Source organism: Paenibacillus sp. FJAT-27812, from assembly GCF_001273905.1.
Classification (GTDB): domain Bacteria; phylum Bacillota; class Bacilli; order Paenibacillales; family Paenibacillaceae; genus Pristimantibacillus.
The window spans coordinates 3,690,519-3,715,656 of the sequence record NZ_LIGH01000001.1; the positions used below are offsets into that span (position 1 = coordinate 3,690,519).

20 protein-coding genes and 1 riboswitch are annotated in these 25,138 nt (G+C 48.3%); of the genes, 18 read left to right on the forward strand and 2 right to left on the reverse strand.

Annotated elements, in window-relative coordinates; genetic code table 11:
* Nucleotides 1–51 precede the first annotated feature (51 nt).
* The 10 genes from ADU23_RS15600 (at nucleotide 52) to ADU23_RS15645 (ending at nucleotide 14,135) form a co-directional block, all read left to right on the forward strand.
* A complete protein-coding gene (locus ADU23_RS15600; protein ID WP_053374570.1) occupies nucleotides 52–2,025 on the forward strand; it encodes a glycoside hydrolase family 127 protein in 1,974 nt (657 codons plus the stop codon).
* A gap of 182 nt (nucleotides 2,026–2,207) precedes the next feature.
* Complete coding sequence (locus tag ADU23_RS15605) at nucleotides 2,208–3,002, forward strand: Nif3-like dinuclear metal center hexameric protein (protein ID WP_053374571.1); 795 nt, start codon at nucleotides 2,208–2,210, stop codon at nucleotides 3,000–3,002.
* A gap of 23 nt (nucleotides 3,003–3,025) precedes the next feature.
* Complete coding sequence (locus ADU23_RS15610; protein ID WP_053374572.1) at nucleotides 3,026–4,606, forward strand: response regulator; 1,581 nt, start codon at nucleotides 3,026–3,028, stop codon at nucleotides 4,604–4,606.
* Nucleotides 4,607–4,700: 94 nt separating this feature from the next.
* On the forward strand, nucleotides 4,701–6,431 hold the full coding sequence (locus ADU23_RS15615) for a sensor histidine kinase (RefSeq protein ID WP_053377654.1): 1,731 nt from the start codon (nucleotides 4,701–4,703) through the stop codon (nucleotides 6,429–6,431).
* A 136-nt stretch (nucleotides 6,432–6,567) separates the two neighbouring features.
* Nucleotides 6,568–8,268: an ABC transporter substrate-binding protein gene (locus tag ADU23_RS15620; protein ID WP_053374573.1), complete on the forward strand. Its 1,701-nt coding sequence runs from the start codon at nucleotides 6,568–6,570 to the stop codon at nucleotides 8,266–8,268.
* 96 nt (nucleotides 8,269–8,364) lie between these two features.
* Entirely contained in the window at nucleotides 8,365–9,339 is a 975-nt protein-coding gene (locus ADU23_RS15625) for an ABC transporter permease (RefSeq protein WP_053374574.1), read from the forward strand.
* 39 nt (nucleotides 9,340–9,378) lie between these two features.
* The gene (locus ADU23_RS15630) at nucleotides 9,379–10,299 is read left to right on the forward strand and encodes a carbohydrate ABC transporter permease (RefSeq protein ID WP_053377655.1); all 921 of its coding nucleotides are present in this window, start codon (nucleotides 9,379–9,381) and stop codon (nucleotides 10,297–10,299) included.
* Nucleotides 10,300–10,318: 19 nt separating this feature from the next.
* The gene (locus ADU23_RS15635) at nucleotides 10,319–11,344 is read left to right on the forward strand and encodes an endo-1,4-beta-xylanase (protein ID WP_053374575.1); all 1,026 of its coding nucleotides are present in this window, start codon (nucleotides 10,319–10,321) and stop codon (nucleotides 11,342–11,344) included.
* 28 nt (nucleotides 11,345–11,372) lie between these two features.
* On the forward strand, nucleotides 11,373–13,415 hold the full coding sequence (locus ADU23_RS15640; protein ID WP_053374576.1) for an alpha-glucuronidase family glycosyl hydrolase: 2,043 nt from the start codon (nucleotides 11,373–11,375) through the stop codon (nucleotides 13,413–13,415).
* 105 nt (nucleotides 13,416–13,520) lie between these two features.
* Nucleotides 13,521–14,135, forward strand: a complete 615-nt coding sequence (locus tag ADU23_RS15645; protein WP_053374577.1) for a DUF4362 domain-containing protein — start codon at nucleotides 13,521–13,523, stop codon at nucleotides 14,133–14,135.
* 140 nt (nucleotides 14,136–14,275) lie between these two features.
* Here ADU23_RS15645 and ADU23_RS15650 read toward each other — a convergent pair whose 3' ends face one another.
* Complete coding sequence (locus ADU23_RS15650; protein WP_231637408.1) at nucleotides 14,276–15,394, reverse strand: ATP-binding protein; 1,119 nt, start codon at nucleotides 15,392–15,394, stop codon at nucleotides 14,276–14,278.
* Nucleotides 15,395–15,601: 207 nt separating this feature from the next.
* On the opposite strand from ADU23_RS15650, the gene ADU23_RS15655 reads away from it, so the two are divergent.
* The 3 genes from ADU23_RS15655 (at nucleotide 15,602) to ADU23_RS15665 (ending at nucleotide 18,162) form a co-directional block, all read left to right on the forward strand.
* Nucleotides 15,602–16,378: an SDR family oxidoreductase gene (locus tag ADU23_RS15655; protein ID WP_053374578.1), complete on the forward strand. Its 777-nt coding sequence runs from the start codon at nucleotides 15,602–15,604 to the stop codon at nucleotides 16,376–16,378.
* A 70-nt stretch (nucleotides 16,379–16,448) separates the two neighbouring features.
* The gene (locus ADU23_RS15660; protein WP_082311300.1) at nucleotides 16,449–16,835 is read left to right on the forward strand and encodes an HIT family protein; all 387 of its coding nucleotides are present in this window, start codon (nucleotides 16,449–16,451) and stop codon (nucleotides 16,833–16,835) included.
* A 310-nt stretch (nucleotides 16,836–17,145) separates the two neighbouring features.
* Nucleotides 17,146–18,162, forward strand: a complete 1,017-nt coding sequence (locus ADU23_RS15665; protein WP_053374580.1) for a DUF2332 domain-containing protein — start codon at nucleotides 17,146–17,148, stop codon at nucleotides 18,160–18,162.
* A gap of 214 nt (nucleotides 18,163–18,376) precedes the next feature.
* On the opposite strand, the gene ADU23_RS15670 is transcribed toward ADU23_RS15665, so the two are convergent.
* Nucleotides 18,377–18,784 (reverse strand): winged helix-turn-helix transcriptional regulator, encoded by a 408-nt coding sequence (locus ADU23_RS15670; RefSeq protein WP_053377657.1) that lies wholly within the window; start codon nucleotides 18,782–18,784, stop codon nucleotides 18,377–18,379.
* A gap of 255 nt (nucleotides 18,785–19,039) precedes the next feature.
* On the opposite strand from ADU23_RS15670, the gene ADU23_RS15675 reads away from it, so the two are divergent.
* From ADU23_RS15675 to metE, 5 genes are all read left to right on the forward strand, one after another.
* On the forward strand, nucleotides 19,040–19,579 hold the full coding sequence (locus ADU23_RS15675) for an NAD(P)H-dependent oxidoreductase (RefSeq protein WP_053374581.1): 540 nt from the start codon (nucleotides 19,040–19,042) through the stop codon (nucleotides 19,577–19,579).
* A gap of 185 nt (nucleotides 19,580–19,764) precedes the next feature.
* On the forward strand, nucleotides 19,765–20,595 hold the full coding sequence (kduI, locus tag ADU23_RS15680; RefSeq protein ID WP_053374582.1) for a 5-dehydro-4-deoxy-D-glucuronate isomerase: 831 nt from the start codon (nucleotides 19,765–19,767) through the stop codon (nucleotides 20,593–20,595).
* Nucleotides 20,596–20,620: 25 nt separating this feature from the next.
* Complete coding sequence (locus ADU23_RS15685) at nucleotides 20,621–21,415, forward strand: DeoR/GlpR family DNA-binding transcription regulator (RefSeq protein WP_053374583.1); 795 nt, start codon at nucleotides 20,621–20,623, stop codon at nucleotides 21,413–21,415.
* 3 nt (nucleotides 21,416–21,418) lie between these two features.
* Nucleotides 21,419–22,174 (forward strand): 2-dehydro-3-deoxy-D-gluconate 5-dehydrogenase KduD, encoded by a 756-nt coding sequence (gene kduD, locus ADU23_RS15690; protein ID WP_053374584.1) that lies wholly within the window; start codon nucleotides 21,419–21,421, stop codon nucleotides 22,172–22,174.
* Between the two features lie 231 nt (nucleotides 22,175–22,405).
* Nucleotides 22,406–22,600, forward strand: a riboswitch (cobalamin riboswitch).
* 149 nt (nucleotides 22,601–22,749) lie between these two features.
* Nucleotides 22,750–25,056, forward strand: coding sequence for a 5-methyltetrahydropteroyltriglutamate--homocysteine S-methyltransferase (metE, locus tag ADU23_RS15695; RefSeq protein ID WP_053374585.1), 2,307 nt, complete (start codon nucleotides 22,750–22,752; stop codon nucleotides 25,054–25,056).
* Nucleotides 25,057–25,138 lie beyond the last annotated feature (82 nt).

The following is a 25,138-nucleotide window of genomic DNA, read 5'->3' on the forward strand; positions in this document are numbered from 1 at the left end:
AGAAATCAGCAGTATGAAATTTAATAGATGCTAAGAGAGGTGCGATAGATTATGGGGCAAACGGCGAGCAAGGATAACGCAAAGCCGGTTTCACTTAAGCAAGTTAAAATAAAGGATGATTTCTGGAATTATTATATTAATCTAGTGAGGGACGTCGTTGTTCCTTATCAGTGGGATGCGATAAACGACCGCGTAGAGGGAGCAGAGCGAAGCGGGGCGGTTAGCAACTTTAAGATCGCGGCCGGACTTACGGAAGGTGAGTTTTACGGCTTCGTCTTCCAGGATACCGACGTGGCAAAGTGGCTGGAGGCGGTAGGGTACCTGCTTGAGACGAAGCGGGATGATCAGCTTGAGCAGGTTGCTGACGAGATGATCGACATTATTGGCAAAGCGCAGCAGCCTGACGGCTATTTGAATACGTTCTACACGATCAAGGAGCCCGGCAGCAAATGGACCAATCTAACGGAGTGCCATGAGCTTTATTCTGCCGGTCATATGATTGAAGCCGGTGTTGCTTATTATAAAGCGACTGGCAAGCGGAAGCTGCTGGATATCGTATGCCGCATTGCGGATGATATCGCAGTCGTCTTCGGCGATGGACCCAATCAAATTGCCGGCTATGACGGCCATCAAGAGATCGAGCTTGCGCTGGTGAAGCTCTATGAGACGACGGGCAATCGCAAATATTTGGAGATGAGCAGCTACTTCATCGACAAGCGCGGACAAGAGCCAAGCTTCTTCGAGGCAGAGGCTGACCGCAGAGGCAGAACGACGCATTGGAGCAATAACAAAATCCATATCGAACCGGAATATTTTCAAGCCCATGCTCCTGTGCGCGAGCAGGAAGCGGCGGTTGGCCACGCTGTACGCGTCGTTTACATGCTGGCGGGCATGGCGGATGTTGCGCGCGAGACGGGAGACGAGTCTTTAATTGAAGCTTGCCGCAGGTTATGGGACAACATTGCCTCGAAGCAGATGTATATTACGGGCGGCATTGGTTCGGTGGCGCATGGCGAGGCGTTCTCCTTTGACTATGATTTGCCCAATGACACGGTCTATTCGGAGACATGCGCGTCGATTGGTCTGATCTTCTTCGCCCACAGAATGCTGCAGCTCGAGCCTAACAGCCGATATGCGGACGTTATGGAGCGGGCATTGTTTAATACCGTTATTGCCGGGATGTCGCGTGACGGCAGGCATTTCTTCTACGTGAATCCGCTAGAGGTAACGCCAGACGTGTGCGACGGCAAAAACAAAAACTTTAATCACGTGAAGCCTGTTCGCCAGGAATGGTTCGGCTGCGCTTGCTGCCCGCCGAATATCGCTCGGCTGCTGGCATCGCTAGGCGAGTATGTGTATTCAACGAAAGGGAATACGATTTATTCGCATCTCTATATCGGCGGAGAGATGGAGCTTGCGTTAGGCGATACAACAGTTAAGCTTAATCAGCATTCCAGCATGCCGTGGGAAGGCTCGGCACGCTTCGAAGTGACGCTGGAGCAGCCGGCTTCGTTTGCCCTAGCGCTGCGTATACCGGACTGGTCAGAGAATGCGGCGGTGCTCATAAATGGAGAGGAGTACCCAATAGCGGATCAAATCGTAGACGGCTATGCTCGTATCGAGCGGCAGTGGATATCCGGCGATGTTGTGGAGCTTGCGCTAGAGATGCCTATTCAGCGTGTAAGAAGCCATCCGCTGGTTAAACAAAACGCAGGTAAGGTTGCCTTGCAGCGGGGGCCGCTGGTCTATTGCGTAGAGGAAGCGGATAACGGACCGCTGCTTGGGCAGCTGCTGCTGCCGCAAGATGCGAAGCTCGAAGCTGCTTTTGCAGAAAATCTCATTGGCGGCATTCAGGTAATCAAGGCGGAGGGGCTTAAGCTGCAATTCGAGCAGTGGGGCTCGCAGCTATACCGCTCCAATGCCGAAGCGGCTCTTGAGCCAGCGAATATCACCTTTATCCCTTACTACGCTTGGGCCAATCGAGGCAAAGGCGAGATGGCTGTTTGGGTGAAGGAGCGTATCTAGGAAACTTAAATAGAAGGCGATTGCTTCCCGGACTGAATTCGGAAGCGGTCGCCTTTTTTGGATTTTAAAATCTATAGTTTATAGGGTTGACACTATACTTTTTACATTGTGTAGATTTTTTTTTGAAATTACAATTTAATTAATGTATGCCAGAAACGAACCATTAAGGGCGGATCGATGCGATGATAAAAATACAGCAAGTAATAGACGATTTAACGGCATCCGTTGATTCGATTGCAAGTCGCGTAGATACACTAAAGTTTGGCGATTCCCAAGCGGAAGCCAAGGGCATTGCCGTTACGTTTATGGCGACGCAACAGGTGCTTGAAGAGGCGGTTCAACTTGGGGCGAATTTAATTATAACGCATGAAGGCACGTTTTTTAGCCACCATGACCAAACGGAACCGCTGGGTGTGGACGATCTTGTTTACGAGGCTAAAAAACGGTTTATCGAAGAGCATAAATTGGCTGTTTATCGTTTCCATGATTATTGGCATCGGTATCGGCCCGATGGCATTATGGAGGGGCTTATTGAAGCTTTGGATTGGCAGAACCATCTAACGGAATATTTGCCGAGCGCTGCGCTCGTAACTATCCAACCGATGAAGCTCGAACAAGTCATCGGCTATATCAAAAAACAGCTGGGCATCGGCTATATTCGCGCTGCTGGCGATTTATCGATGAATTGCAGCCGCATCGGCCTGCTTGCCGGCTACAGAGGAGGGGCTGAGAACGCGATTCCTTTGTTCGCCAAACATCATGTAGACGTGATCCTTTATGGCGAGGGCCCAGAGTGGGAGACGCCCGAGTATGTGCGAGATGCCATGTTTATCGGCAAGAGCCATGCGCTTGTCGTGCTTGGGCATCTGGAAAGCGAGCAGCCGGGCATGAAGCTGCTTGCCGATCGGCTCGGCAGTCGTTATGCCCATATTCCCGTTCATTTTTTACCTGTGGACCCCGTGTTCCGAGTGTTATAAACCGCTAATTAGGAGGGAAAATGATGCATTTGCATAGTGCAATTTTGGTCGATGATGAATCATTTACTCGCAAAGGCTTGATGAAGCTGATCGATTGGGAAGCCTGCGGTTTTCATATTGTAGGGGAAGCAGACAATGGCGAGGATGCGCTTGAGCTGATCAAGCGCGTACAGCCTGATCTTGTTATAACGGATATCCGTATGCCTGTTATTGATGGGCTTGAGCTGATTCGGCGCGTCACCTTGGAAAATATAGCCACTCCTTATTTTATTATTATAAGCGGTTACAACGACTTCAACTATGCGCAGCAAGCGATGCGTTACGGCGTCCATGACTTTGTCGTGAAGCCGATTGATGAGGTTGAATTCAGCGCGATTCTTGATAATCTGAACCATAGGCTGAGACTTGAGCAAGAGGAGCAGGTGCGCAGCGACCGGCTGCTCGGCGGCGAAATGATTAAATCCCTTATTCTCGGAGAAGCAAACGAAGCATCCATTGCAGAATGGGAGCATCGTCTGCAATTGAGACAAGCAGAACGTTTATACTATTTGTTCGCTGAGCTGAATGACAACCACGGCTGGCAGCCTGCCGAGGCTCAAATTTCAGATGCACGTTTCAAGGAGGTCGTGGAGCAGGAGCTGAATCGAATTACGGCTGCGGGTCAGCCCATCTGTCTGCATGAGCATCGCAACCGTATCGGCATTCTGCTGCCCAGCTCCCTCTTTGCGCCCTTCAATGGGGAGCTTGAGCGATTTTTGAGCCATTTCAGGGCGGCGCTGGATGCTCATTTTGGCAAAGGCGTGTTTCTGTATGCGGGATCTCCCGTCCATAAGCTGTCAGACATTCGTGAATCCTACATGGCTGCGAAAGAAGCGATTTTATATAAATATGTAAATGAAGAGCAGCGAATCGTCATCTCCGAGCAGATCCAAGCCGAGAAGCTGAATTACATCGGATTTGATTCGGCTGCATTTAATCGGTTTATGGAGCAAATGGAGGAGCTGCAGCTGGAAGCGGTGAAAGCGACTATCGATAGGTGGTTTCACGATTTTCGCGAGAAGCGTTACGCGCCAGAGGCCGTGAAGATGAACATTCAACAGTGCTTGATGGGCGTCCTGAAGACCATTCGGAGCATGGAGGGGGACGAGCAAGCATTGCTGACGCTCAGACCGCTGCTTGGCTGGCATGACATTAATTTATCGCTAGGCGAATTGAAGCGGCTGTTTACCGCATTTATCGAAGAAAGCCAGCTGCATATTGCGGAGCTTAGGAAGGAACAGCAGAAGGGCGGCATTCAAAAAATTAAAAGCTATATAGAAGTTAATTATTCGCAAAATATGAGCTTGAAGAGCATCGCGGCGCAGTTTTACGTCAATCCGGTCTATTTAGGGCAATTGTTCAAAAAGACGTACGGCGTATATTTTAATGAGTTTTTGCTTCAGCTGCGGGTGAACGAAGCGAAAAAGCTGCTGCGCCAATCCTGCACCATGCGGATCTATGAGATTGCCGAGATGGTCGGATTCAGCAACGCTGATTATTTTGTCACCCAATTCGAGAAAATCGAGCATATGACACCGACCGAATACCGCAATAAGCTCATTTAAGCTTGCACTCCAACATCATCCGATTGCACTGGAAAAGGGGAATAAACGCGTGAAGCTGCACCTTAGTCTTAACAATGTTCGCCTGAGGAATAAGATGCTCATCCTATATCTTTTTTCCGTGTTTCTTCCAATCGTATTAACCAACGTGATTTTCTATAATGTAACGACTAACAATGTGAAAAATCAACGAATGAAGGATATTGCACGGGCAGTGGAGCAGATCAACAATGAATTCCGCTCCGAGGTTGAGGATGCCGTTACGATCTCATCGGTGTTTTATACCGATTTTAATTTAAATCAAATTTTAGAAACCGATTATCAGGAGCCTGCTGCCTATATCGAAGCCTACGATACCTATTTTCGAAGAATTTTGAATAGCTATACCCCCGTTTATACTTCCATCCAAAGCATCAAAATTTATGTTGAAAACCCGACCATGCTGCATTCAGGCGGCGTTGGTTATTTGTCGAACGAAGTGAAACAGACGGATTGGTTCAAGCTGCTGGAAAAAAGAAACAACGCCTATCCGATTTTTATCCGGACGCAGCAAGAGGACTTATATTTGAGAAGCGAGGAAACGGCCGTTCGGGATACGTTCAGCATTATCCGCGAGATGAACTATTACGAATCAAAAAATAAATGGAAAAAGTATTTGAAAATTGATTTGAAGACGAGCACGATCGAACAGATTTTCCGAAACCAGAACCTGCAGGGCAACATCTATTTGGTCGATGACAAGGGGCTTATTGAATTTACGACGGACCCTGCGGTGGACTGGAGAAAAGAAGCTGTTGCCTATGACTCGCTGGACTTTCCAGCCGATTCGATTGCTTTTGACGCTAACAATGCCTATGTAAGCTACTTGGAGAACTGGCGTATTGTAGGGACGATTTCCGAGGAAGAGGTGCTGAGGGATGTACGCCAATCACGGGAATTTGTCATTGTTTTGGCATGCCTAAATATATTCTTCCCGACGCTCATTATATTATGGATTACGCGCTCCTTGCACGAGAGGTTAGTTCGTATTTTGCGGCATATGAAGAAAGTGAAAAACCAGCATTTTGATACGATCAAGCAAGGGGAGTCACTCGATGAAATCGGGCAATTAACGAGTGAGTTCAACCGGATGACGATCCAAATCAAAAGCTTGATTGATGATGTGTATATCGCGGATATTCAGACCAAATCATTAGAGCTCGAGCGCAGGAAAGCCCAGCTCAATGCGCTGCAAAGCCAGATCAACCCCCACTTTCTGTTTAATGCGCTGGAAACGATTCGGATGCGCAGCTTAATCAAGGATGAGACGGAGACGGCTAAGATCATTCATAATATGGCGAAAATATTCCGTACATCGCTGACCTGGGGCAAGGACCGCGTGATGGTTAGCGAGGAAGTGGAATTTATCGTTTGCTTCCTGGAAATTCAGAAATACAGGTTCGAGGACCGCATGAATTATCAGATACACATTGCCCCTTCCGCCAAAGATTGCATGGTGCCGAAAATGATGTTTTTGCCCTTTGTCGAAAATGCGAGCATTCACGGCATTGAGCCGCTGAGAAACGGCGGCAAAATTGACGTGCGCGTCGAGCGCGAGGCGGACATGTTAATCTTCTCGATCAACGATAACGGAATTGGAATGGACGAGGAGAAAGTGAAGCAGTTTTATGGTTATTTGGAGAGCGAAGAAGAGCTGGGGGAAAGAATTGGCGTCCAAAACGTTATATACCGCTTGAAGCTGATCTATGGCGACCGCTTTCAGCTGTTAATCAAAAGCTCGCGTGGACAAGGCACTTTTATTCGGGTAGTCGTTCCCGTTGAACTCTAAAGCCATCCCAGATGCGAATAACGTATATGTTTTTTAAAGCACGAACTATAGTTTATCGGGTAAACAAAGTATTTTATTTTTCCTATAATGAAAGTGCTTACAAAATATATTTAGACTTGAAAGGGGCTAGAAAAAAGTGACAAAGAAATTATTATTTGTTTGTTTGGCTGCCTTCATGATTTTCACTGCTGCATGCTCGAATAATAACAACGGCGGAGAAGCAAAACCGTCAAACGGCGCTGGCAGTCCAACTACGGCGACGGAGGGTGAAACGGATAAGCCAGTTGAAAAAGTGACGTTTAGTTATTTTAACGGCGTTGCGGCAGCCAAGGATACGAACTCTAACGAGACAACGATCGGAAAGCTGCTTGAGGACCAAACGGGTGTTAACTTTAAAATCGAGCATTTGGTAGGCGACCTGAATACGAAGATCGGAACGATGATTGCCTCTAACGCTTACCCGGATGTGATGATCCCGGATGCGGCTATCGATAAAATTCTGGATGCGGGAGCTTTCATCGCGCTTGATGATCTTATAGAACAATATGGTCCCAACATTAAACGCGTGTACGGTCCTTATTTCAACCAAATGAAAGCTGCGGACGGTAAAATTTACTTCCTGCCTTTCTCGAATACGGTTGGCGAGTATATTCCCGATCCGAACATTAACCAAGGCGCATTCTGGGTGCAGCGCCGCGTGCTTAAGGAAGCGGGATATCCGAAGATCAAAACGCTTGATGAGTATATGGATCTAATTAAAAATTTCGTAGAGAAGCATAAGGATGAGGATTTGACAGGTATCGTTTCCTTGACGCATGACTGGAGATTTTTCGCAACCTCCAACCCGCCGAACCATTTGGCAGGTTATCCGAATGACGGCAACGTGATCGTGGATATGACGACTTTTGATGCGAAGACGTATGCAGCGGATGGCAATACGAAGCGTTGGCTGCAAAAATTGAACCAAATCAACGCCGAGGGCTTGTTCGATAAAGCTTCCTTCGTAGACAACTACGATCAGTATTTGGCGAAATTGACTTCCCATAAAGTAGTCGGCTTCTTCGATTATGGCTGGCAGTTCGCGAATGCGCAAAATGCGCTTAAAGACGCTGCCAAGCAAGACCCAACGCAGGATGACTTTGTGTATTTCCCATTGCCTGTTACCTTTGACGGTCAGAAGGACCAGTACCTGGATCCTCCAGGCTTCGTTAAAAACCGCGGCATGGGCATTACCGTAAGCGCGAAGGACCCTGCCCGCATCGTTCAATATTTGGATAATCTCTTGACGGACGAGAACCAAATTCTTCAAAAATGGGGCATTAAGGGCGAAACGTACGAAGTGGACGACAAAGGCCGGATGTACCGTACGGCTGAGCAAATCGCGAAGATCGATGAAGCGTTTAACGAAAAATTCGGCTTCAAATATTATTCGTGGAACTGGCCGCTGTACGGCAACGGCTCATCTCTTCCAGACGGCAACTCCGTTGCTCCTGGCTTGCAGCCTGAAGTATTCCAAATGAGCTTAACGAATGAGGATAAAGCGATTCTTGATAAATACGGCGTAAAAACCTATGCCGAGTTGTTCGCGGCTCCGGATGACCGCCCATGGTACCCGGCATGGGGCATTCCGAAGGAGCAAGGCTCCGAGCAGCAAATTTGGGAAACGAAAAAAGACGAACTCACGAAAAAATATTTCCCTAAGCTTGTCCTCTCGAAACCGGCGGATTTCGAAAAGGTATGGACAGAGTATACTGACGCATTTGGCAAGCTCGATACGGCAGCCTACGAGAAATGGACGACAGAAGAAGTGAAAAAGCTGATCGAAGCTGCAAAATAATCGTTATCTAGGTTGTGGCGAAAGGCCGGATGAAGCAAGCTTGCGCCGGCCTTTCCTTCTCCACAGCCCGATTCAGTCCGGAAGGAGAGAGATAAGATGGACAGTAAACCAACAATGTCAACGTCAAATCCGGTGTTGCCAAAGAAGCCGACAGGACTGAAGTATTTTGCCAGAAAGCTGGTCGAGCAACGCGTATTAGTGCTCATGTCCGTACCGTTTCTAGCGTGGTTGTTTATTTTTAAATACATGCCTCTATGGGGGTGGACGATCGCCTTCCAAGACTATAAGCCGGCCAAAAGCTTTAGCGAGCAAAAATGGGTCGGGTTTGATCATTTTCAGTTTCTGTTTCAGGATGAACGGTTTATCCGCGTTTTAAGAAATACGCTTGCGATGAGCGGAATCAACCTGATTCTTGGTTTCGTGACGGCGATTACGCTGGCATTGCTATTGAATGAGGTACGTAAGGTCGCCTTTAAACGGATCGTTCAGACGGTCAGCTATTTGCCGCATTTTATTTCTTGGGTCGTTGCGGCCAGCATCATTCAAACGACTTTATCGCCGGATGGCATCATCAATCAATTGCTGCTATGGGGCGGCTTTGTCGAGAAGGGCGAGGAAATTTTATTTCTTGGCATACCGGAATATTTCTGGGGCATTTTTGGAGCTAGCTCCGTTTGGAAGGATGTTGGCTGGAATACAATCGTCTATTTGGCTGCAATGACCATGATTGACCCCGCGCAATATGAGGCGGCGGAGATGGACGGGGCAGGCCGGATTAAACGAATGTGGTACGTCACGCTGCCGGGCATCAAGCCGGTCATTATCGTATTGCTGATTATGAATATCGGGTATTTGCTGGAATCGGGATTCGAGCCGCAGTATTTGCTGGGCAACGGCATGAACATCGATTATTCAGAAAACCTTGACATATTTGTTCTGAAATACGGCATTGCGCAAGGCAACTACTCGCTCTCGATTGCGGCGGGGATGTTTAAGACGATCATCAGCTTTATCCTATTGTTCGGAGCGAACAATCTTGCGAAGCGAATGGGCGAGTCCAGACTGTTTTAAAAGGAGGGGTACAACGTGGATAATAGGGCAACAGAATCGATGTCCAAAAATGTAAGCCGGGTACGCTCGTCGCGCGGCGATCTTATTTTTGATCTATGCAACTATATTTTTCTCACCTTGCTTATGATCGTAACCTTATATCCCTTCTTGAACACGGCCGCCGTATCGCTTAACAATGCGACCGATTCGATTAAGGGCGGCATTTATTTGCTGCCAAGGATATGGACACTAGACAACTATGCTTATGTATTAAAGGAATCAACGATTTTCCATGCGACGCTGATCTCGATTCTTCGTACCGTCATCGGTACGGTAGCTACCGTATTTTGTTCGGCGATGGTCGCATACACGATTACGAGGCAGGAGTATGTCCTCCGCAAGTTCGTTACGATCGCGTTTATTTTGACGATGTATTTTAACGGGGGCCTCATCCCTAACTTTCTCTTGATTCGCGACTTAGGGCTGCTGAGCAATTTTTGGGTTTATATTTTTCCGGGCTTGATCGGCGTGTTCAACTTGATCATTATTCGTTCTTTTATTGAAGGGTTGCCGGAGAGCATTTTGGAATCTGCGAGAATTGACGGAGCGGGCGATTTTAAAATGTTTTACAGCATCGTGCTGCCGCTGTGCGTTCCCGTGCTGGCAACCGTTGCTCTATTCTCGGCAGTCTATCAATGGAATCAGTGGTTTGACGTCTTTCTCTACAATTCATCGAATATCGAGCTTAGCACGCTGCAATATGAGCTTCAGAAAATTTTGCAAAACTCCAACGCCTCATTGACGACGAAGACGGCTGGCGACGCGTTTGCCAATGCGAACAACTCGGGAGCCAATACGGTGACGCCGTTCGCGATCCGCGCAACGATGACCATCGTGGCGTCCTTGCCGATCATTATGGTGTATCCGTTCCTGCAAAAATATTTTGTAAAAGGCATGACGGTAGGCGGCGTGAAGGGTTAATCGAATAGGGGGAAGATTCATGAGCAGAATGGATGGCGGTATTCCTAAGCTGTACGAAGCATTTAGCGGCTCCTTTGATATTGGGGCAGCGGTTAATCCGCGCACGATCGTTCAGGCAGGCGATTTAATTGCGAAACATTTTAACAGCCTGACCGCTGAGAATGAAATGAAATTTGTGAGCGTGCATCCATCAGAGGATACCTATACGTTTGAAGCGGCAGACAAAATCGTAGCTTTCGCAAAAGAACATGGCAAAAAAATGAGAGGGCATACGCTGGTTTGGCATAATCAGACGACGGAGTGGCTTTTTCAAGAAGCGGATGGAAGCCCCGTTAGCCGTGAAAAGCTGTTTGATCGCTTGAAATCACATATCGATACGGTTGTGAAGCGTTACAAAGAGGACATTTATGCTTGGGATGTAGTAAATGAAGTTATTACGGATGAGGGCTCAGACCCGCTGCGCCCATCGAAGTGGCTGGCTATTGCGGGACCGGAATTTATCGCCAAAGCGTTCGAGTTCGCTCATGAAGCAGACCCGAAGGCACAGCTTTTTTACAATGATTATAATGAGTCCAATCCGCTGAAGCGCGATAAGATCTATCAAATGGTCAAAAGCTTGCTCGAGCAGGGTGTGCCGGTGCATGGCATCGGACTTCAAGCCCACTGGAGCTTGTATAGCCCCGGCTTAGATGAGATCAGGGCAGCCATCGAGAAATATGCGTCACTTGGTCTAAGATTGCAATTGACTGAGCTTGATATATCGATGTTCCGGCATGATGATTTGCGGACAGATTTAGCCAGCCCGACGGGCGAGATGCTGGAGCTGCAGGAGCAGCGGTATGAAGCCGTATTTCATTTGCTGGAGGAATACCGGAATCATATTGATGCCGTCACCTTCTGGGGGGCTGCGGATGATTATACATGGCTGAGCGACTTCCCTGTTCGCGGGCGGAAAAACTGGCCGCTGCTGTTTAATGAAAGCCATGAGCCAAAAGGCTCGTTCTGGCGCGTCGTCAAGCAGGCTTCGCAGTCTAAAGGGAGCTAAGACAGCTAACAAGGAGGCAATTTGTTTAGTGAATAGCCATGCATATAAGGCTTGGCTGAATGATTCACCGCTGAAGGATGAACAGTTGAAAGCGGAGTATTCAGCTATAGTTGAGCAGATTGTCTATGGCGGTGAACCATCCGGCGTCTTGGAAACGGCAATAAAGGAGCTGCTTATGGGCATCCAAGCTTGCCTCGGCATAACGCCAACCATTCAGAAAAAGCCCGATGCCGGCGGCTGCCTTCAAATCATCGTTATATCGGATGGAGTGCAATTGGAGGATTGGAAGCTTGGGAAAGAGGGATTTGCGCTTCAATTCAAGCAAGCTGCCGATAATGGACATTTAACGATTGCCGCAGTTTCGGAAGCGGGTATCTTGTATGGCGTTTTCCATCTGCTGCGTCACATAGGCGCAGGCAAGCCTGTAGCGGAGCTTAATACGGAAGAGTCGCCCAGCAACCAACTGCGCATGATTAATCAGTGGGATAATGCCGATGGTTCGATTGAGCGAGGGTACGCGGGACGTTCTATTTTTTATGAGAATGGAGCGATAACGACCGATTTGCAGCGCATAAAAGACTATGCCAGGCTGCTTGCTTCCGTCGGACTTAACGCGATCTCCATTAACAATGTGAATGTCCATGAGGTGGAGACGGGATTCATTACCGAGGAGCTGCTGCCATCAGTAGCGGGCATTGCGGGCATTTTTCGCGACTACGGCATTAGGTTGTTTCTAAGCGTTAATTTTGCAGCGCCTTTGCAAATAGGAGGCTTGTCCACAGCAGATCCGCTTGATGCGGGCGTGCAAAGCTGGTGGAAGGAAACGGCAGAGCGGATCTATTCGTTTATACCTGACTTTGGCGGTTTTGTCGTGAAGGCAGATTCCGAGCATCGGCCGGGCCCGTTCGCTTATGGGCGTGATCATGCGGATGGGGCGAACATGCTTGCTGATTCGCTCTCGGCCTATGACGGCATCGTTATTTGGCGGTGCTTCGTATATGACTGCATGCAGGATTGGCGGGACCGGAAGACGGATCGCGCCCGTGCGGCTTATGACCATTTTAAACCGCTGGATGGGCGTTTTCGGGGCAATGTGCTGCTGCAAATTAAAAATGGGCCGATGGATTTCCAGGTGCGGGAGCCCGTTTCCCCGTTGTTCGGCGCGATGAAAAAAACGAATCAGATGTTGGAGTTTCAAATTACGCAAGAGTATACCGGCCAGCAAAAGCATTTATGCTACTTGGTGCCGCAGTGGAAGCAGGCGCTGGATTTTGATACCTATGCGGAAGGCGCGGCAACGGAAGTAAAACGAATCGTCGATGGCTCGATATTTGGCATGAAGCAAAGCGGGATTGCTGCCGTATCCAATATTGGGAATGACGAAAGCTGGACCGGGCATATTCTCGCACAAGCTAATCTTTACGGTTACGGCCGGCTCGTCTGGAATCCGAATCTATCAGCCGAGGAAATTTCCATCGAATGGACAATCGCTACGTTCGGAGTCGATCCGCTCGTTACGTCCACGATGAGCGGGATGCTGATGAAGTCGTGGTCGATCTATGAAAGCTACACGGCGCCGCTTGGCGTTGGCTGGATGGTTGCGCCGAACCATCATTATGGCCCGGATGTAGATGGCTATGAGTATTCACGGTGGGGAACCTATCATTTTGCAGACCGGGATGGCATTGGCGTAGACCGGACACGGGCAAGCGGAACAGGGTATACGGCGCAGTATGAGGAACCGAATGCTTCGCTTTATGATAACCTTGAGACGTGTCCGGACGAGCTGCTTCTCTTTTTCCACCATGTGCCCTATACCCATAAGCTCCATTCTGGAAAAACAGTCATCCAGCATATTTACGATACTCATTTTTGGGGCGTGGAGGAAGCGGAGAAGCTGGAGCGGGAATGGGCGGGCTTAGCGGGCAAAATCGACGAAGCAAGGTTTGTTCCGATTGCGAATCGATTGTCCGATCAAGCGAAACACGCCAAGCAGTGGCGCGATATTATTAATACGTATTTTTTCCGAAAATCGGGTATTCCTGATGCGCTAGGCCGCAAAATCTATTAAAACCTTAACAGCCCTTTACCGTGATTCGGTAGAGGGCTGTTTGCCGCTCGTTTGATGCAACCTTTACAAATTTGTAAACGTTTGTAATCATGAGGTGATCGTAGTATGTTTATGACAAAAATAAGGACTGCACTACTATTGGCCGTATGCTTGACGGCAGCTGTGGGCTGTACGCCAAAATCAGAGCAGCCAGCTGCTTCAACCGGAAGCAATAATGAATTAGCGACGACACCGAATGCCGGTGAAAGGGTTGCTGCCGAGCAGGTTACGGTAAGCAGATCGTTGCAGTTTGGCAAAGTGAATGCTGCGGTATATGGTGTTTTTAAACAATCGTCGGATATAAAGGTATTTGAAGAGGCGATAAAGATGGCTGGAAAAATAGAAGGTATCCTTGATATCTCAAAGCCGGATTACGATATTGTCATCGCTACTGGCCGCTCGCAGCGCAGCCTGCATCTATGGCTGCATCCAAAGTCGGAGATCGGCATGTACACGGAGGTAAGCGATACAGGCACCGGTTATAGACTGACGGCTTCGTCGACAGAAAAGCTGAAGAAGCTGATTATGGAGCAGCGCTACAGTTCGGATCAGGCGGAGAATAATGGAGATGTCGTGAATCTGCATGGCAAATGGAGCAACGCAAGCAAGTGGAAACAATTCGTAAACCACGTGAAAGACGGCACAATGGATGCTGTTCATGTCACCTCCTATACGATATGAGCTGTCTGACGACGAGAAAAAGCAGCTCAAAGAGCATGTATTATCTTTTATGAAGAAGCTGTAGGTGCTTCTAAGCTGCAAGAGGTTCTCTTTTGGAAAAGAGAGCCTCTTGCTTTTTTGTCTTGTCATGTTCGAAGTAACTAATCGAGCAGTTCAATTTTTAAATTCGGATAGTTTTTTCGCAGCTCAGCTATTTGATTAGTTAGTATCGTTTTGTCAAAGCGGGCTCCAAAAACATGCTGATCCGGCGTGAATGTCAAGGTTGTACCCGTTTCCTTCGTCACGCCAATGATCATGAGCTCGGATTGTGGAATGCCATGCTTAAAGTCCTGCCTGAACACCTTGCCATCGCGGCGGACCTCCACGGAAAGCTTCTCCGAGAGCGCATTAACGACAGGCATGTCAATGCCTTTGAGTCCGCCCGGAGCAAGGATGGATGCACTAGCGTTAAAATGGCCGATTCCAGTTAGTACGGCTTGCACCGGGGTCTTCGTGGAATGCGGGAAAGCTTGGGTAGGAATGCCCCGTCCGTTATCGGCAACCGTGATGCTTTTATCGTCTTGAACAATGATGGTGACCTCGGTGGAATAGCCGGCTTGATGCTCTAGAAGGGTGTTTTCAACGACTGACCACAAGAGATGATGAGGATCATAATCGCGGCCTGCGCCTAGATAGGACTCGGCGTCATTTCTGACCTCTGTCAGCTCCATATAATCTGTTGTATCAAGCAAATCAGAGCTTGCGGCGAGCAGCAATAGAAACGGAAGCGAACGATGTGGAGGAAGTGAATACTTACCGCCGCGTTCCTCTTGCATTAACAGGTCGGCGCCTAGCAAAGCCTTGGTATGGTGATAGAGCTGGCCCGTTGTCCCCATATTCAATTGCTCCACGATCTCAGAACCGGTAAGCGGCTGGCGCATGACGGCTGTTAAAATGTCCAAACGTTGTTTGTTGCCGAGGGCGGCCAATATTTTAGCTACTTTATCACTGTTCAGGTCAAGCAATTGCGCGACGTCTTGCTGTCTAGGTGCCCATCGAAAACCATTTCCACCATGATATTGGCCAGAATAAAAGATGGCTCCTAATTCATTTTCAACGGCTGCATTAGTGCTTTGTTCATTTAGATCATCCGGCTTCAAAAGCTTTTGCGGGGAGCGGGCGCTGATTAATTGGCTTACCAGCTGCTTAAGCTCATTCATATCTTTGGTCAATAAATCCAGCTCTGAACCGTAATCCCTTGCTGTAGTCAAGCAAATCACCTCACTGTTGTTTTTTAAAACGTAATTACGTAACTACGTAAATTATAACATGCCGGATTGATGTTGTAAATGATAACTAAATGCTCTGCGTAGATTTAATGTTCTCCGCATCCACTCACTGGGGTTAATGTTCAGCAGGTCAAGGACGGAGAGGCGTAGAAAGTATATGGAGCAGAACATCGTGGAAACAACTGGAGGGAACAGCAAATGATCTCATTAAAAAATAAAATAGCAATCGTTACCGGCGCCAGCAGGTCAACGGGGATTGGAACGGCGATTTGCCGCTCGCTGGCACGGTTAGGGGCAGATATCTTTTTTACGCATTGGCAGCCCTTTGATGAGACGGAAGGCAACGGCAGTGAGAAGGATTGGCCGGAGAAGCTGCGCCATGAATTGGAAAGCTTGGGCATTAGGGCAAGCCACATGGAGGCGGATTTTGCTAATCCTGAGACACCGGCTCTTATTATGGAGCAAGTTGAAAAGTCGTTAGGCAGCGCTTCGATTTTGATCAACAATGCCACCTACTGCGTACCAACCCATTTTCGGAGTTTAGACATTCAATTGCTCGATCAGCACTATGTCGTGAACAATCGCGGGCCGATTTTGCTTAGCACAGAATTTGCAAAAAGCTTCGAGAAAAATGCCAAAGGGACGCCCGGAAGAATTATATTTATGGTGTCCAAAGGACCTGACCCGGATAATCTGGCGTATATTGCAACGAAGGGTGCTTTGATTGGTTTGATCGAGCCGCTCTCGGTAGGATTGGCGCCGCTCCAAATTACCGTTAATGGATTTGATCCTGGCCCCACCGATTCAGGCTGGATGAATGAAGAGATGAAAGCAGGTTTCCTGCCGATGTTCCCTATGGGACGGATCGGATTGCCGGAGGATGCAGCTAGGGCGATCAGCTTCTTAGCGAGCGATGAGTCCCAGTGGATTACAGGACAAGTGATAAAATCCGAAGGTGGGTTTTTGGGCAAATAGCTAGCATGCAAAAGGGGAGCTGGAAGTGGAAGACCGTCAGTGCTTAGGTTGTAAACTTGCAAATAATAAAATGGAAACGCATATCGTTTATGAGAATGAGCTGGTCACTTGTTTCCTTGACCATGCGCCTCTAAATGAAGGGCATATTCTCATCCTTCCCAAGCAGCATTACGTTGATGTCGATGATTTGGACGAAGCAGCCGCATTTGAAATTATGAAGACATCCGCCATGCTGGCGAAGGTGCTGAAGGGACGGTTCCAGCCGGATGGCATTACGGTTATTCAAAATGGCGGTACATTTAATGAGCTGAACCATTATCACATGCACATTTTTCCGCGTTATGAGTCGGATGGTTTTGCATGGGTTGAGCCGGCTGATACGACGAACGCGAAGGGGCGTTTGAGCGATACCCGGGAGCAGTTGATGACGTTAGTTAGCCAGCAGTTATCTGTTTAGCTTCGTCAACAGCAAGTCAAGCAGAGAGGCATAGAGCTAGTTTTTATCTTTAATCTCCGAATAATTGGGCAAAAGCGGGAAATAAGTATAATGAATAGACTTATTCCGGCAGGAATGCAATAGCAGGTTAGCCAACGAGAGGAGAGGCGAATCTCCTCTTTTTTGCGTGGCTGAGGAGAGCATAGATAAGGACAAGCTCACGCCAATACCTTGATAAACATTTTCTATGCAGACCATAAAAAACTTGAAATATTTCTTATCGACAGAGGTGTTACAATGCCGTTAAGTAGAAAATGGAGGGATGGCATTGATGACAACCGGAATATCCGATCGTTTCAAGAGGTTCGCAGTGGATTGTACAGGTTCAAGCCGTCTATATGAACGTCTTTCGTTAGAAATCGCCGAAGACGATAAGCTGCTTCAAATGGCTGCTCATTGCAGAGCGGGGCAGCCTGAGCCGAATCTTTTTTTCGGAGCGGTCCATTGCTTGTTATTGAAAGGTTATGACGATGATTTGAAAGCGTATTATGCCAGCATCGTAAACGATCCGCGTGAACCGGAGACAGCCTTCCCTTATTTTAAGCGTTTTTGCTTAGAGCATGAACACGAAATCATTCCGCTCCTTCAAAGCAAGCTTGTCCAGACGAATGAGGTTAGGCGATGTGCATATATGTACCCTGCTTTTTGTTATATCTTTGAAAAGGCAAGGAAGCCGTTAGCATTAATTGAACTGGGAACGAGCGCGGGCTTGCAGCTTTTTTGGGATAAGTACGGTTATGCGTATAACGATCATGAAAGATACGGAGATGCAGCATCGGAGCTGGTGCTCCGCTCGGAAATAAGAGGAGGCAATTTGCCGTATCTTCTCAAGGATAGCCCGCCGGTAACGGCAAGAATCGGAATCGATCTGCATGTAAATGATCTTGAGGATGCTGAGGACTATCTATGGCTCCGTTCATTGATATGGCCGGAGCATAAGGAACGAATTACGAATTTTGAGAAAGCGGCCCTTTATTTTGAAAAACAAGCGATCCAGCTTATAGAGGGAAATGGCGTCAAGCTGCTTGCTGAGACAGCTGCAATGGTCCCCGAGGGATCTGCATTATGTGTTTTTCACACGCATGTAGCGAACCAAATGTCTAATGCAGACAAAGCGGCCTTAATCGCGACGATACAAAAGCTGGGCAAAGAAAGAGACGTGTTTCACCTCTATAATAATATGTATGATTTAAATCTTCACCTTGATTACTACTTGGGTAGCAAAGAGTATATGGAAACGATAGCGGAGGCAGATGGCCATGGCCGCTGGTTTCATTGGATGGTTTGATTGTATGGGTATGCAAAGGCGATTGCATTTAACGCTGCTGCTTGCGGCAGTCGATAAATCCCTTCCCTATCAGGCTAATGCTACGACGAACAGCGCGGGTGAATAAGGTGCTTACTTAAGGAGGCAGGAAGCTCTTAATCACGCTATAATCGTCTTTCATAGTTCTACAGGTGTTAATCTTCAGTTTAAGATACGGGATTTGAAACAGGAAAAATCACCGATGCTCAGCACAATGCATGCTAGTGTCATCGCTGCGAGGCTCATTGTCGTTCGCATCGGCGGATGCTTCCTTCATAAATTCGATGTGCTTAAACCCCCATCCGCACATATCGGCAAGGACCGAGCTTAACGTGCTGCCATGATCGGATAAGTAGTATTCGACCTTGGGAGGAATCTCATGATAGACGCGGCGAATGATGAGCCCATCCCGTTCCATCTCGCGAAGCTGACTGGTGAGCATCCCTTGCGTGATTCTCGGCAGTTGGCGCCTGAGCTCGCCAAACCTTTTGGTGCCTTCATGCAGCAAAATAAACAAAATGAGGGGCTTCCATTTTCCCCCGATCACCTGTAACGTAGCCAAAATGCCTTGTGTCGTGCTAGATTCGTTCATTTCCTCGCGCATCATTCCATCCCTCCCATAACTTATGCTTATATGTCTAACGATTACTTTATCAAAGTATCCGGAAATAAAACAGTACGCTGTTTTAGTGTACTTAGTACGGTTTTTGGTACTGCTCCAACACTTCAATTAACATCCATGGTACGTGCTAGAGAACTTAGTATGATTAAAAAGCGTACTTTTCAAAAATAAGATTTCAATTAATAATGGGGATTGTAAATCGCGATATTACGAAAAAAACGAGAATGGATGATCCTCATGAAAACAATGGTTATTGCTGCGCATCCCCAATTAAATACATCACGTGCCAATCAAGCATGGTTGCTTGAGCTGCAAAAAAATTCCAACATTCATGTCCGAGACCTGTATAATGAGTACCGCGACTGGAATATCGATATAGAGAAAGAACAGCAACTCTTGCTCCAATATGACCGGATTGTATTTCAGTTTCCTTTATTTTGGTATAGCTGCCCGCCGCTTTTGAAAAAATGGTTTGATGATGTATTAACGTACGGCTGGGCATTTGGAGCTGGCGGCGAGTATTTGTTGGGCAAAGAGTTTATCGTTGCCACGACAACCGGAGGCACAGAGAATGAATACCGTTCGGGCGGCGCCAACTGGCACACGATCAGCGAGCTATTAAGACCGATACAGAGCACGATTGCCAAATGCAACGGCGTCTATCTGCCTGCATTCGTTACCTATAATGCGAATAGGGGCACGGATGAATATCTCGCGCAAGAAGCGAAAAAGTATGCGAAGCATATCGAAACGCCATTTAACGTACTCGCCCATTAATATCTGCAAATGAAACAACGGCCTCTTCGCAGCTTGTGCGGACGGAGGTCGTTTTTTTATTGTGTAAAATGTTCTTTTTATGTTCGTAAATGTGTGTTAATATAAAAACGAACAATAACAAACATAAGCGTAAGTCCAGCGAAGCTGACTTAGCGCTATAAAAACGTTTAGGAGGCTTTTATCCAATGGAAGTACGTCATACAACTAACCCAACTGATGTGAAGCAATATGATACGGAACGTCTGCGCAGCGAGTTTTTGATCGAAAGCTTGTTCGAGCAGGATCAACTGAAGATGACCTATTCGCATTATGACCGGATGATTGTAGGCGGGGCGCTGCCGGTGAACGAAGCACTTGAACTGGAGGATGCGGCTACGCTGAAAACCGAATTTTTCTTGGAGCGCCGCGAAATTGGATTTTTGAATATTGGCGGCCCGGCTTCGATTTCCGTTGATGGAGAAGTATATGAGCTGAACAAGCTTGACGTGCTGTATGTCGGCAAAGGCAAACGCCAAGTGCTGCTCTCAAGCATTGACAAGGCGAACCCTGCGAAGCTTTATTTCTGCTCTGCGCTCGCGCATGCCGAGATCGCTACGCGCAAGATGACGATGGAGGAAGCGAATCCAACTCATCTTGGCTCGCAAGAAACTTCCAACGAACGTATTCTTTACAAATACATTCATGCAGACGGCATCCAAAGCTGCCAGCTTATGCTTGGCGTAACAAGCCTCAAAACAGGAAGCGTCTGGAACACAATGCCTTCGCATGTTCATGACCGCCGCATGGAAGCGTACTTGTACTTTGATATGAACGCTGACGCACGCGTATTCCACATGATGGGCGAGCCTTCGCAGACGAGACATCTGGTTGTAGCAAGCGAGCAAGCGATCATCTCGCCGCCTTGGTCGATCCACTCCGGCGTGGGGACGAGCAACTACACGTTCTGCTGGTCGATGGCAGGTGAGAACTATACCTTTACAGACATGGACGCGGTACCTGCAAGCGAGCTAAAATAGAAACATTCGCTACAGGGGGTGCACCATGCTTGCTGCTGAACGGCATCGTAAAATTATAGAAAAATTAGAGCAGCTTGGCGCGGTTAAGGTTTCCGAGCTAAGCGAGCAATTTGGCGTTACAGAAAAGACGGTTCGCGAGGACTTGGAGAAGCTCGAGGAGAAGGGACTTCTGAAACGAACGCATGGCGGAGCTGTCGTGGAGCAGGAGGGTGAAGATAGCCTTTATCCCTTGCAATTTCCAAACAGCAAGCATCAACAGGAGAAGTCGGCCATTGCGGCGCTTGCGCTCACCTGCATCGAGCCTAACGATATCATCGCGCTGGATGCGGGCAGCACGACGCTTGAGATGGCGAAGCGGCTGCCGAATATCCCCGTAACCGTGCTTACGAATGATCTGCTTATTATTCGGGAGCTGACCTTGAAGGATCAAGTTAGGCTCGTTATTCCCGGCGGCTACCGCCACAACAATCTGCTCATTGGCGCGGAATCGCAGGAGTGGATTAAACGGTTGAATGTCCATAAGCTGTTCCTATCCACCACGGGCATTCATTTGGAATACGGGCTTACGATCTTTACAGAGGAATTGTCGAAGCTGAAGAAGCTGTATTTGGAGAACGCCAAGACTGTCTATTGTCTGGCTGATCATAACAAATTCGACAAAGGCGCCTTGATTACTTTTGCTGAGCTGAGCGAGATTGACTATATCATTACCGATGATGGCATCTCGTCCGAGGTTGCAGCGAAATACGAGGCACTTGATATAAAGATGATGAAGGCGGAGCTTCCAGAAAGCGGGAAGCGTGCGAGAGGGAGGACATAACCGATGGGTTTGTTTGATTTAACGGGAAAAACAGCTATCGTAACGGGCGCAGGCCGTGGGCTTGGCGCAGCGATTGCGCTTGGACTAGCCGAGGCGGGCGCCGATGTGGCGCTTGTCACGAACAGCACGCCTGCTGACAAAGCAGCGGACGCCGTTCGGGCGCTGGGGCGCAAGGCGATTACGATCCAAGCCGATATTTCGGATCGCGCCAAGCTTGCGGGCATTATCGAACGTACGGTTGATGAACTGGGACGCATCGATATTTTGGTCAATAATGCCGGCATTATTCGCCGGACTCCTGCTGCTGAGCATAGCTATGAGGATTGGCAGGATGTGCTCGACGTTAACTTGAATTCGGTCTTTGTCCTTTCCCAGCTTGCGGGCAAGCATATGATCGAGCAAGGCTCCGGCAAAATCATTAATATCGCATCGATGCTCTCCTTCCAAGGGGGGATTAACGTTCCTGGTTATACATCCAGCAAACATGCGGTAGCAGGGCTCACCAAAGCGCTTGCTAGCGAATGGGCGGGCAAAGGCTTGCAAGTGAATGCGATTGCGCCTGGATATATGAGCACGGACAATACGGAAGCGCTTCGTGAGGACCCGGTGCGCAGCGCCCAAATTTTGCAGCGCATCCCTGCGGGACGCTGGGGAACGTCTGAGGATTTGATTGGCCCGGCCGTATTTTTGTCCTCCGCTGCCTCTGATTATATGAATGGTCATATATTGGCAGTAGACGGCGGTTGGTTAGTTAGGTAGAACGATTATAATAGGGCTTTCCCAGCGCAGCGCAGCCTGCGAGTGGGGAAGCCTTTTTTTCGTATAATACAGTTAATACATGCGTATAGTGCGAATTGTCGCTAAATTGGCGATATTATAGTATAATTACGTGTGCCATGCAGTAGTTGAGCTTGATATGCGTTACTTGCATGGAATGATTATTAATTCGAGTGTATGGTTATTCGTATTGCTAGCTGATAGCGATCAATAACTGAATAAGTGGAAATAGGTGCTCATGCTTAAGAGGCTTGAGCTTAAAAGGGAAGTCCGGTGCGATGCCGGCGCGGTCCCGCCACTGTAACAGAGGAGTCCAAGCGTTGATGCCACTGATCCGAGCGGATTGGGAAGGCAAGCTGAAGATGATGATACTGGAGCCAGGAGACCTGCCTATTTGAACGACACTGCTTTTACCTACGGGAGATAGGGAGGTGTTAAGACAGGACCGCTGTTTAATTTAACGACGGGCGTCTTTACCTTTGTTTCTTTTAAGGTAACGACGCCCTTTTTGCGTTCTTATTTTAACTTAATTACATTTATTAGGAGGAACATGGAGTATGAGTAAACTAAAAAGCAGCGTACTTGGTTATCCGCGTATCGGCGAAAACCGGGAATGGAAAAAAGCGCTTGAAGCATTTTGGAAAGGCGATTTGGAGGAGAGCGTTTTTCTTGAGACGCTGGAAGGCATTCGGTTGAACAACCTGAAGCTGCAAAAGGAAAAAGGCATTACCATCATCCCGGTTAATGACTTCACGCTGTATGATCAAATGCTGGATACTTCGGCGATGTTTGGCCTAGTGCCGGAACGTTTTGGCTATGAAGGGGGTCCTGTTCCTGTTAAAACGTATTATGCTATGGCAAGGGGCACGCAGCAGGCGCAAGCATGCGAAATGACCAAATGGTTCAACACTAACTACCACTATATCGTTCCTGAGCTTGCCGGCGCTAAACCCGTATTAACAGAAAACCGTCCATTGCTGGCGTACCGCGAAGCGAAGCAAAAGCTAGGCATTGAGGGCAAGCCGGTCATTATCGGACCTTACACCTTCCTAAAGCTCTCCAAAGGTTATGATGCGAAGCAGCTTCCGCAATTGGTAGAGCAGTTTGTACCGCTTTATGCGCAATTGCTTCAGGAGCTTGAGCAAGAGGGTGTGCAGTGGGTACAAATCGACGAGCCGATCCTTGTTACTTCGGTATCCGAGGACGAGATTAATTTGGTGCAATCCATTTATGAGCAGCTAAATGCGGCAGCGCCTGCGCTTCATATTTTGCTGCAAACGTATTTCGATGCAGTAGAGCATTATGAAGCCGTAGTGGGGCTTCCTGTGCAAGCGATCGGTTTGGATTTTGTTCATGGCTTGGAGAAAAACCTGCAAGCACTCGAGCAATTCGGATTCCCTCAGGACAAGCTGGCAGGTATCGGTCTTGTGGACGGGCGCAATATTTGGCGTTCAGACTACAAGCAAAAGCTTGCGCTGCTTGATAAAATTTCGGTTGCTATCGAGGCTGACCGCCTTATCATTCAATCGTCGAGCAGTCTGCTGCATGTGCCTGTAACGGCAAAGAACGAAAATAATTTGCCAGCTGAACTGCGTGAAGCGCTCGCTTTTGCTGAGGAGAAGCTAGACGAAATCGTATGGCTTAGCGAAGCGGCATTTGCCGTTGATACGGAAACAGCGGGTCTTCGTGCTGAGGAGCTTAAGCTAAACGGCGAGCGGATTCACAATTTGTCGGTATCGCCAGCCCGTAATCGCCAAGCAGCAGACGCGGCGGCAGTTGCCGCTCATCCGTCCGCTAGGCAAAAGCCTTTTGCAGAAAGACAGAAGCTGCAGCAGCATAAATGGAATTTGCCTCTCCTGCCAACAACGACGATCGGAAGCTTCCCGCAAACGCTGGATGTGCGTCAAGCAAGGCAGAAGTGGAGAAAGAATGAGCTTAGCTCGCAAGACTACGCTTCCTTCATTAATGGAAAAATTAAAAACTGGATCGAAATCCAAGAAGAGCTTAACATTGACGTACTCGTTCACGGTGAATTTGAGCGGACGGACATGGTTGAATTTTTCGGCGAGAAATTGGATGGTTTCGCCTTTACGCAGAACGGCTGGGTACAATCTTACGGCTCCCGCTGCGTGAAGCCGCCGGTTATTTACGGAGATGTCGTATTTACCGAGCCAATGACCGTAACCGAAAGCGTGTATGCGCAGTCGCTAACGGATCGTCCGGTGAAGGGGATGCTGACTGGCCCGATTACGATATTGAACTGGTCCTTTGCCCGCAACGATATTACGCGCGAGCAAGTGGCATACCAAATCGCGCTGGCATTGTCCGAGGAAGTAAAAGCGCTTGAGTCGGCTGGCATCGAGATGATCCAAGTGGATGAGCCGGCACTGCGTGAAGGCTTGCCGCTTAAGCGCAGCGACTGGGATGCTTATTTGAAATGGGGCGTGCATGCATTCCGCTTGTCCACATCAGATGTGCGCGACACGACGCAAATCCATACCCATATGTGCTATTGCGAGTTCCACGACATTATCGATTCGATCTTGGCGCTTGATGCGGACGTTATTTCCATTGAAACGTCACGCAGCCATGGCGAGCTGATTCACAGCTTCGAGGAGAACACCTATGACCAAGGGATCGGCCTTGGCGTATACGACATCCACAGCCCGCGCGTGCCGTCCGTTGAGGAAATGGTCAGCATGATCGAGCGTGCGATTAAAGTGCTTGATCCTGCCCTCTTCTGGATCAATCCTGACTGCGGCTTGAAGACGCGCGGCATGGAAGAAACGGTGGCTTCGCTGCGCAACATGATGCTGGCAACGTACAAAGTTAGAGAGCAGCGTGCCGCATTAGCATCGATCTAAGCTTATCGACCGGAAACAAAGAAGCCCGTGCCTCTCTGAGGAGAGCGCGGGCTTTTCGTGCTGAGTAAGGGGACAAGCGATC

Excerpts from the sequence above, each read along its gene's own strand:
- kduI (WP_053374582.1), top strand. The coding sequence starts at position 19,765 with ATGGAAGTACGTCATACAACTAACCCAACTGATGTGAAGCAATATGAT.
- ADU23_RS15655 (WP_053374578.1), top strand. The coding sequence starts at position 15,602 with ATGATCTCATTAAAAAATAAAATAGCAATCGTTACCGGCGCCAGCAGG.
- kduD (WP_053374584.1), top strand. The coding sequence starts at position 21,419 with ATGGGTTTGTTTGATTTAACGGGAAAAACAGCTATCGTAACGGGCGCA.
- ADU23_RS15660 (WP_082311300.1), top strand. The coding sequence starts at position 16,449 with ATGGAAACGCATATCGTTTATGAGAATGAGCTGGTCACTTGTTTCCTT.
- ADU23_RS15625 (WP_053374574.1), top strand. The coding sequence starts at position 8,365 with ATGGACAGTAAACCAACAATGTCAACGTCAAATCCGGTGTTGCCAAAG.
- ADU23_RS15635 (WP_053374575.1), top strand. The coding sequence starts at position 10,319 with ATGAGCAGAATGGATGGCGGTATTCCTAAGCTGTACGAAGCATTTAGC.
- ADU23_RS15670 (WP_053377657.1), bottom strand. The coding sequence starts at position 18,784 with ATGCGCGAGGAAATGAACGAATCTAGCACGACACAAGGCATTTTGGCT.
- ADU23_RS15665 (WP_053374580.1), top strand. The coding sequence starts at position 17,146 with ATGACAACCGGAATATCCGATCGTTTCAAGAGGTTCGCAGTGGATTGT.
- ADU23_RS15615 (WP_053377654.1), top strand. The coding sequence starts at position 4,701 with ATGCTCATCCTATATCTTTTTTCCGTGTTTCTTCCAATCGTATTAACC.
- metE (WP_053374585.1), top strand. The coding sequence starts at position 22,750 with ATGAGTAAACTAAAAAGCAGCGTACTTGGTTATCCGCGTATCGGCGAA.
- ADU23_RS15645 (WP_053374577.1), top strand. The coding sequence starts at position 13,521 with ATGTTTATGACAAAAATAAGGACTGCACTACTATTGGCCGTATGCTTG.
- ADU23_RS15605 (WP_053374571.1), top strand. The coding sequence starts at position 2,208 with ATGATAAAAATACAGCAAGTAATAGACGATTTAACGGCATCCGTTGAT.
- ADU23_RS15685 (WP_053374583.1), top strand. The coding sequence starts at position 20,621 with ATGCTTGCTGCTGAACGGCATCGTAAAATTATAGAAAAATTAGAGCAG.
- ADU23_RS15675 (WP_053374581.1), top strand. The coding sequence starts at position 19,040 with ATGAAAACAATGGTTATTGCTGCGCATCCCCAATTAAATACATCACGT.
- ADU23_RS15630 (WP_053377655.1), top strand. The coding sequence starts at position 9,379 with ATGTCCAAAAATGTAAGCCGGGTACGCTCGTCGCGCGGCGATCTTATT.
- ADU23_RS15610 (WP_053374572.1), top strand. The coding sequence starts at position 3,026 with ATGCATTTGCATAGTGCAATTTTGGTCGATGATGAATCATTTACTCGC.
- ADU23_RS15600 (WP_053374570.1), top strand. The coding sequence starts at position 52 with ATGGGGCAAACGGCGAGCAAGGATAACGCAAAGCCGGTTTCACTTAAG.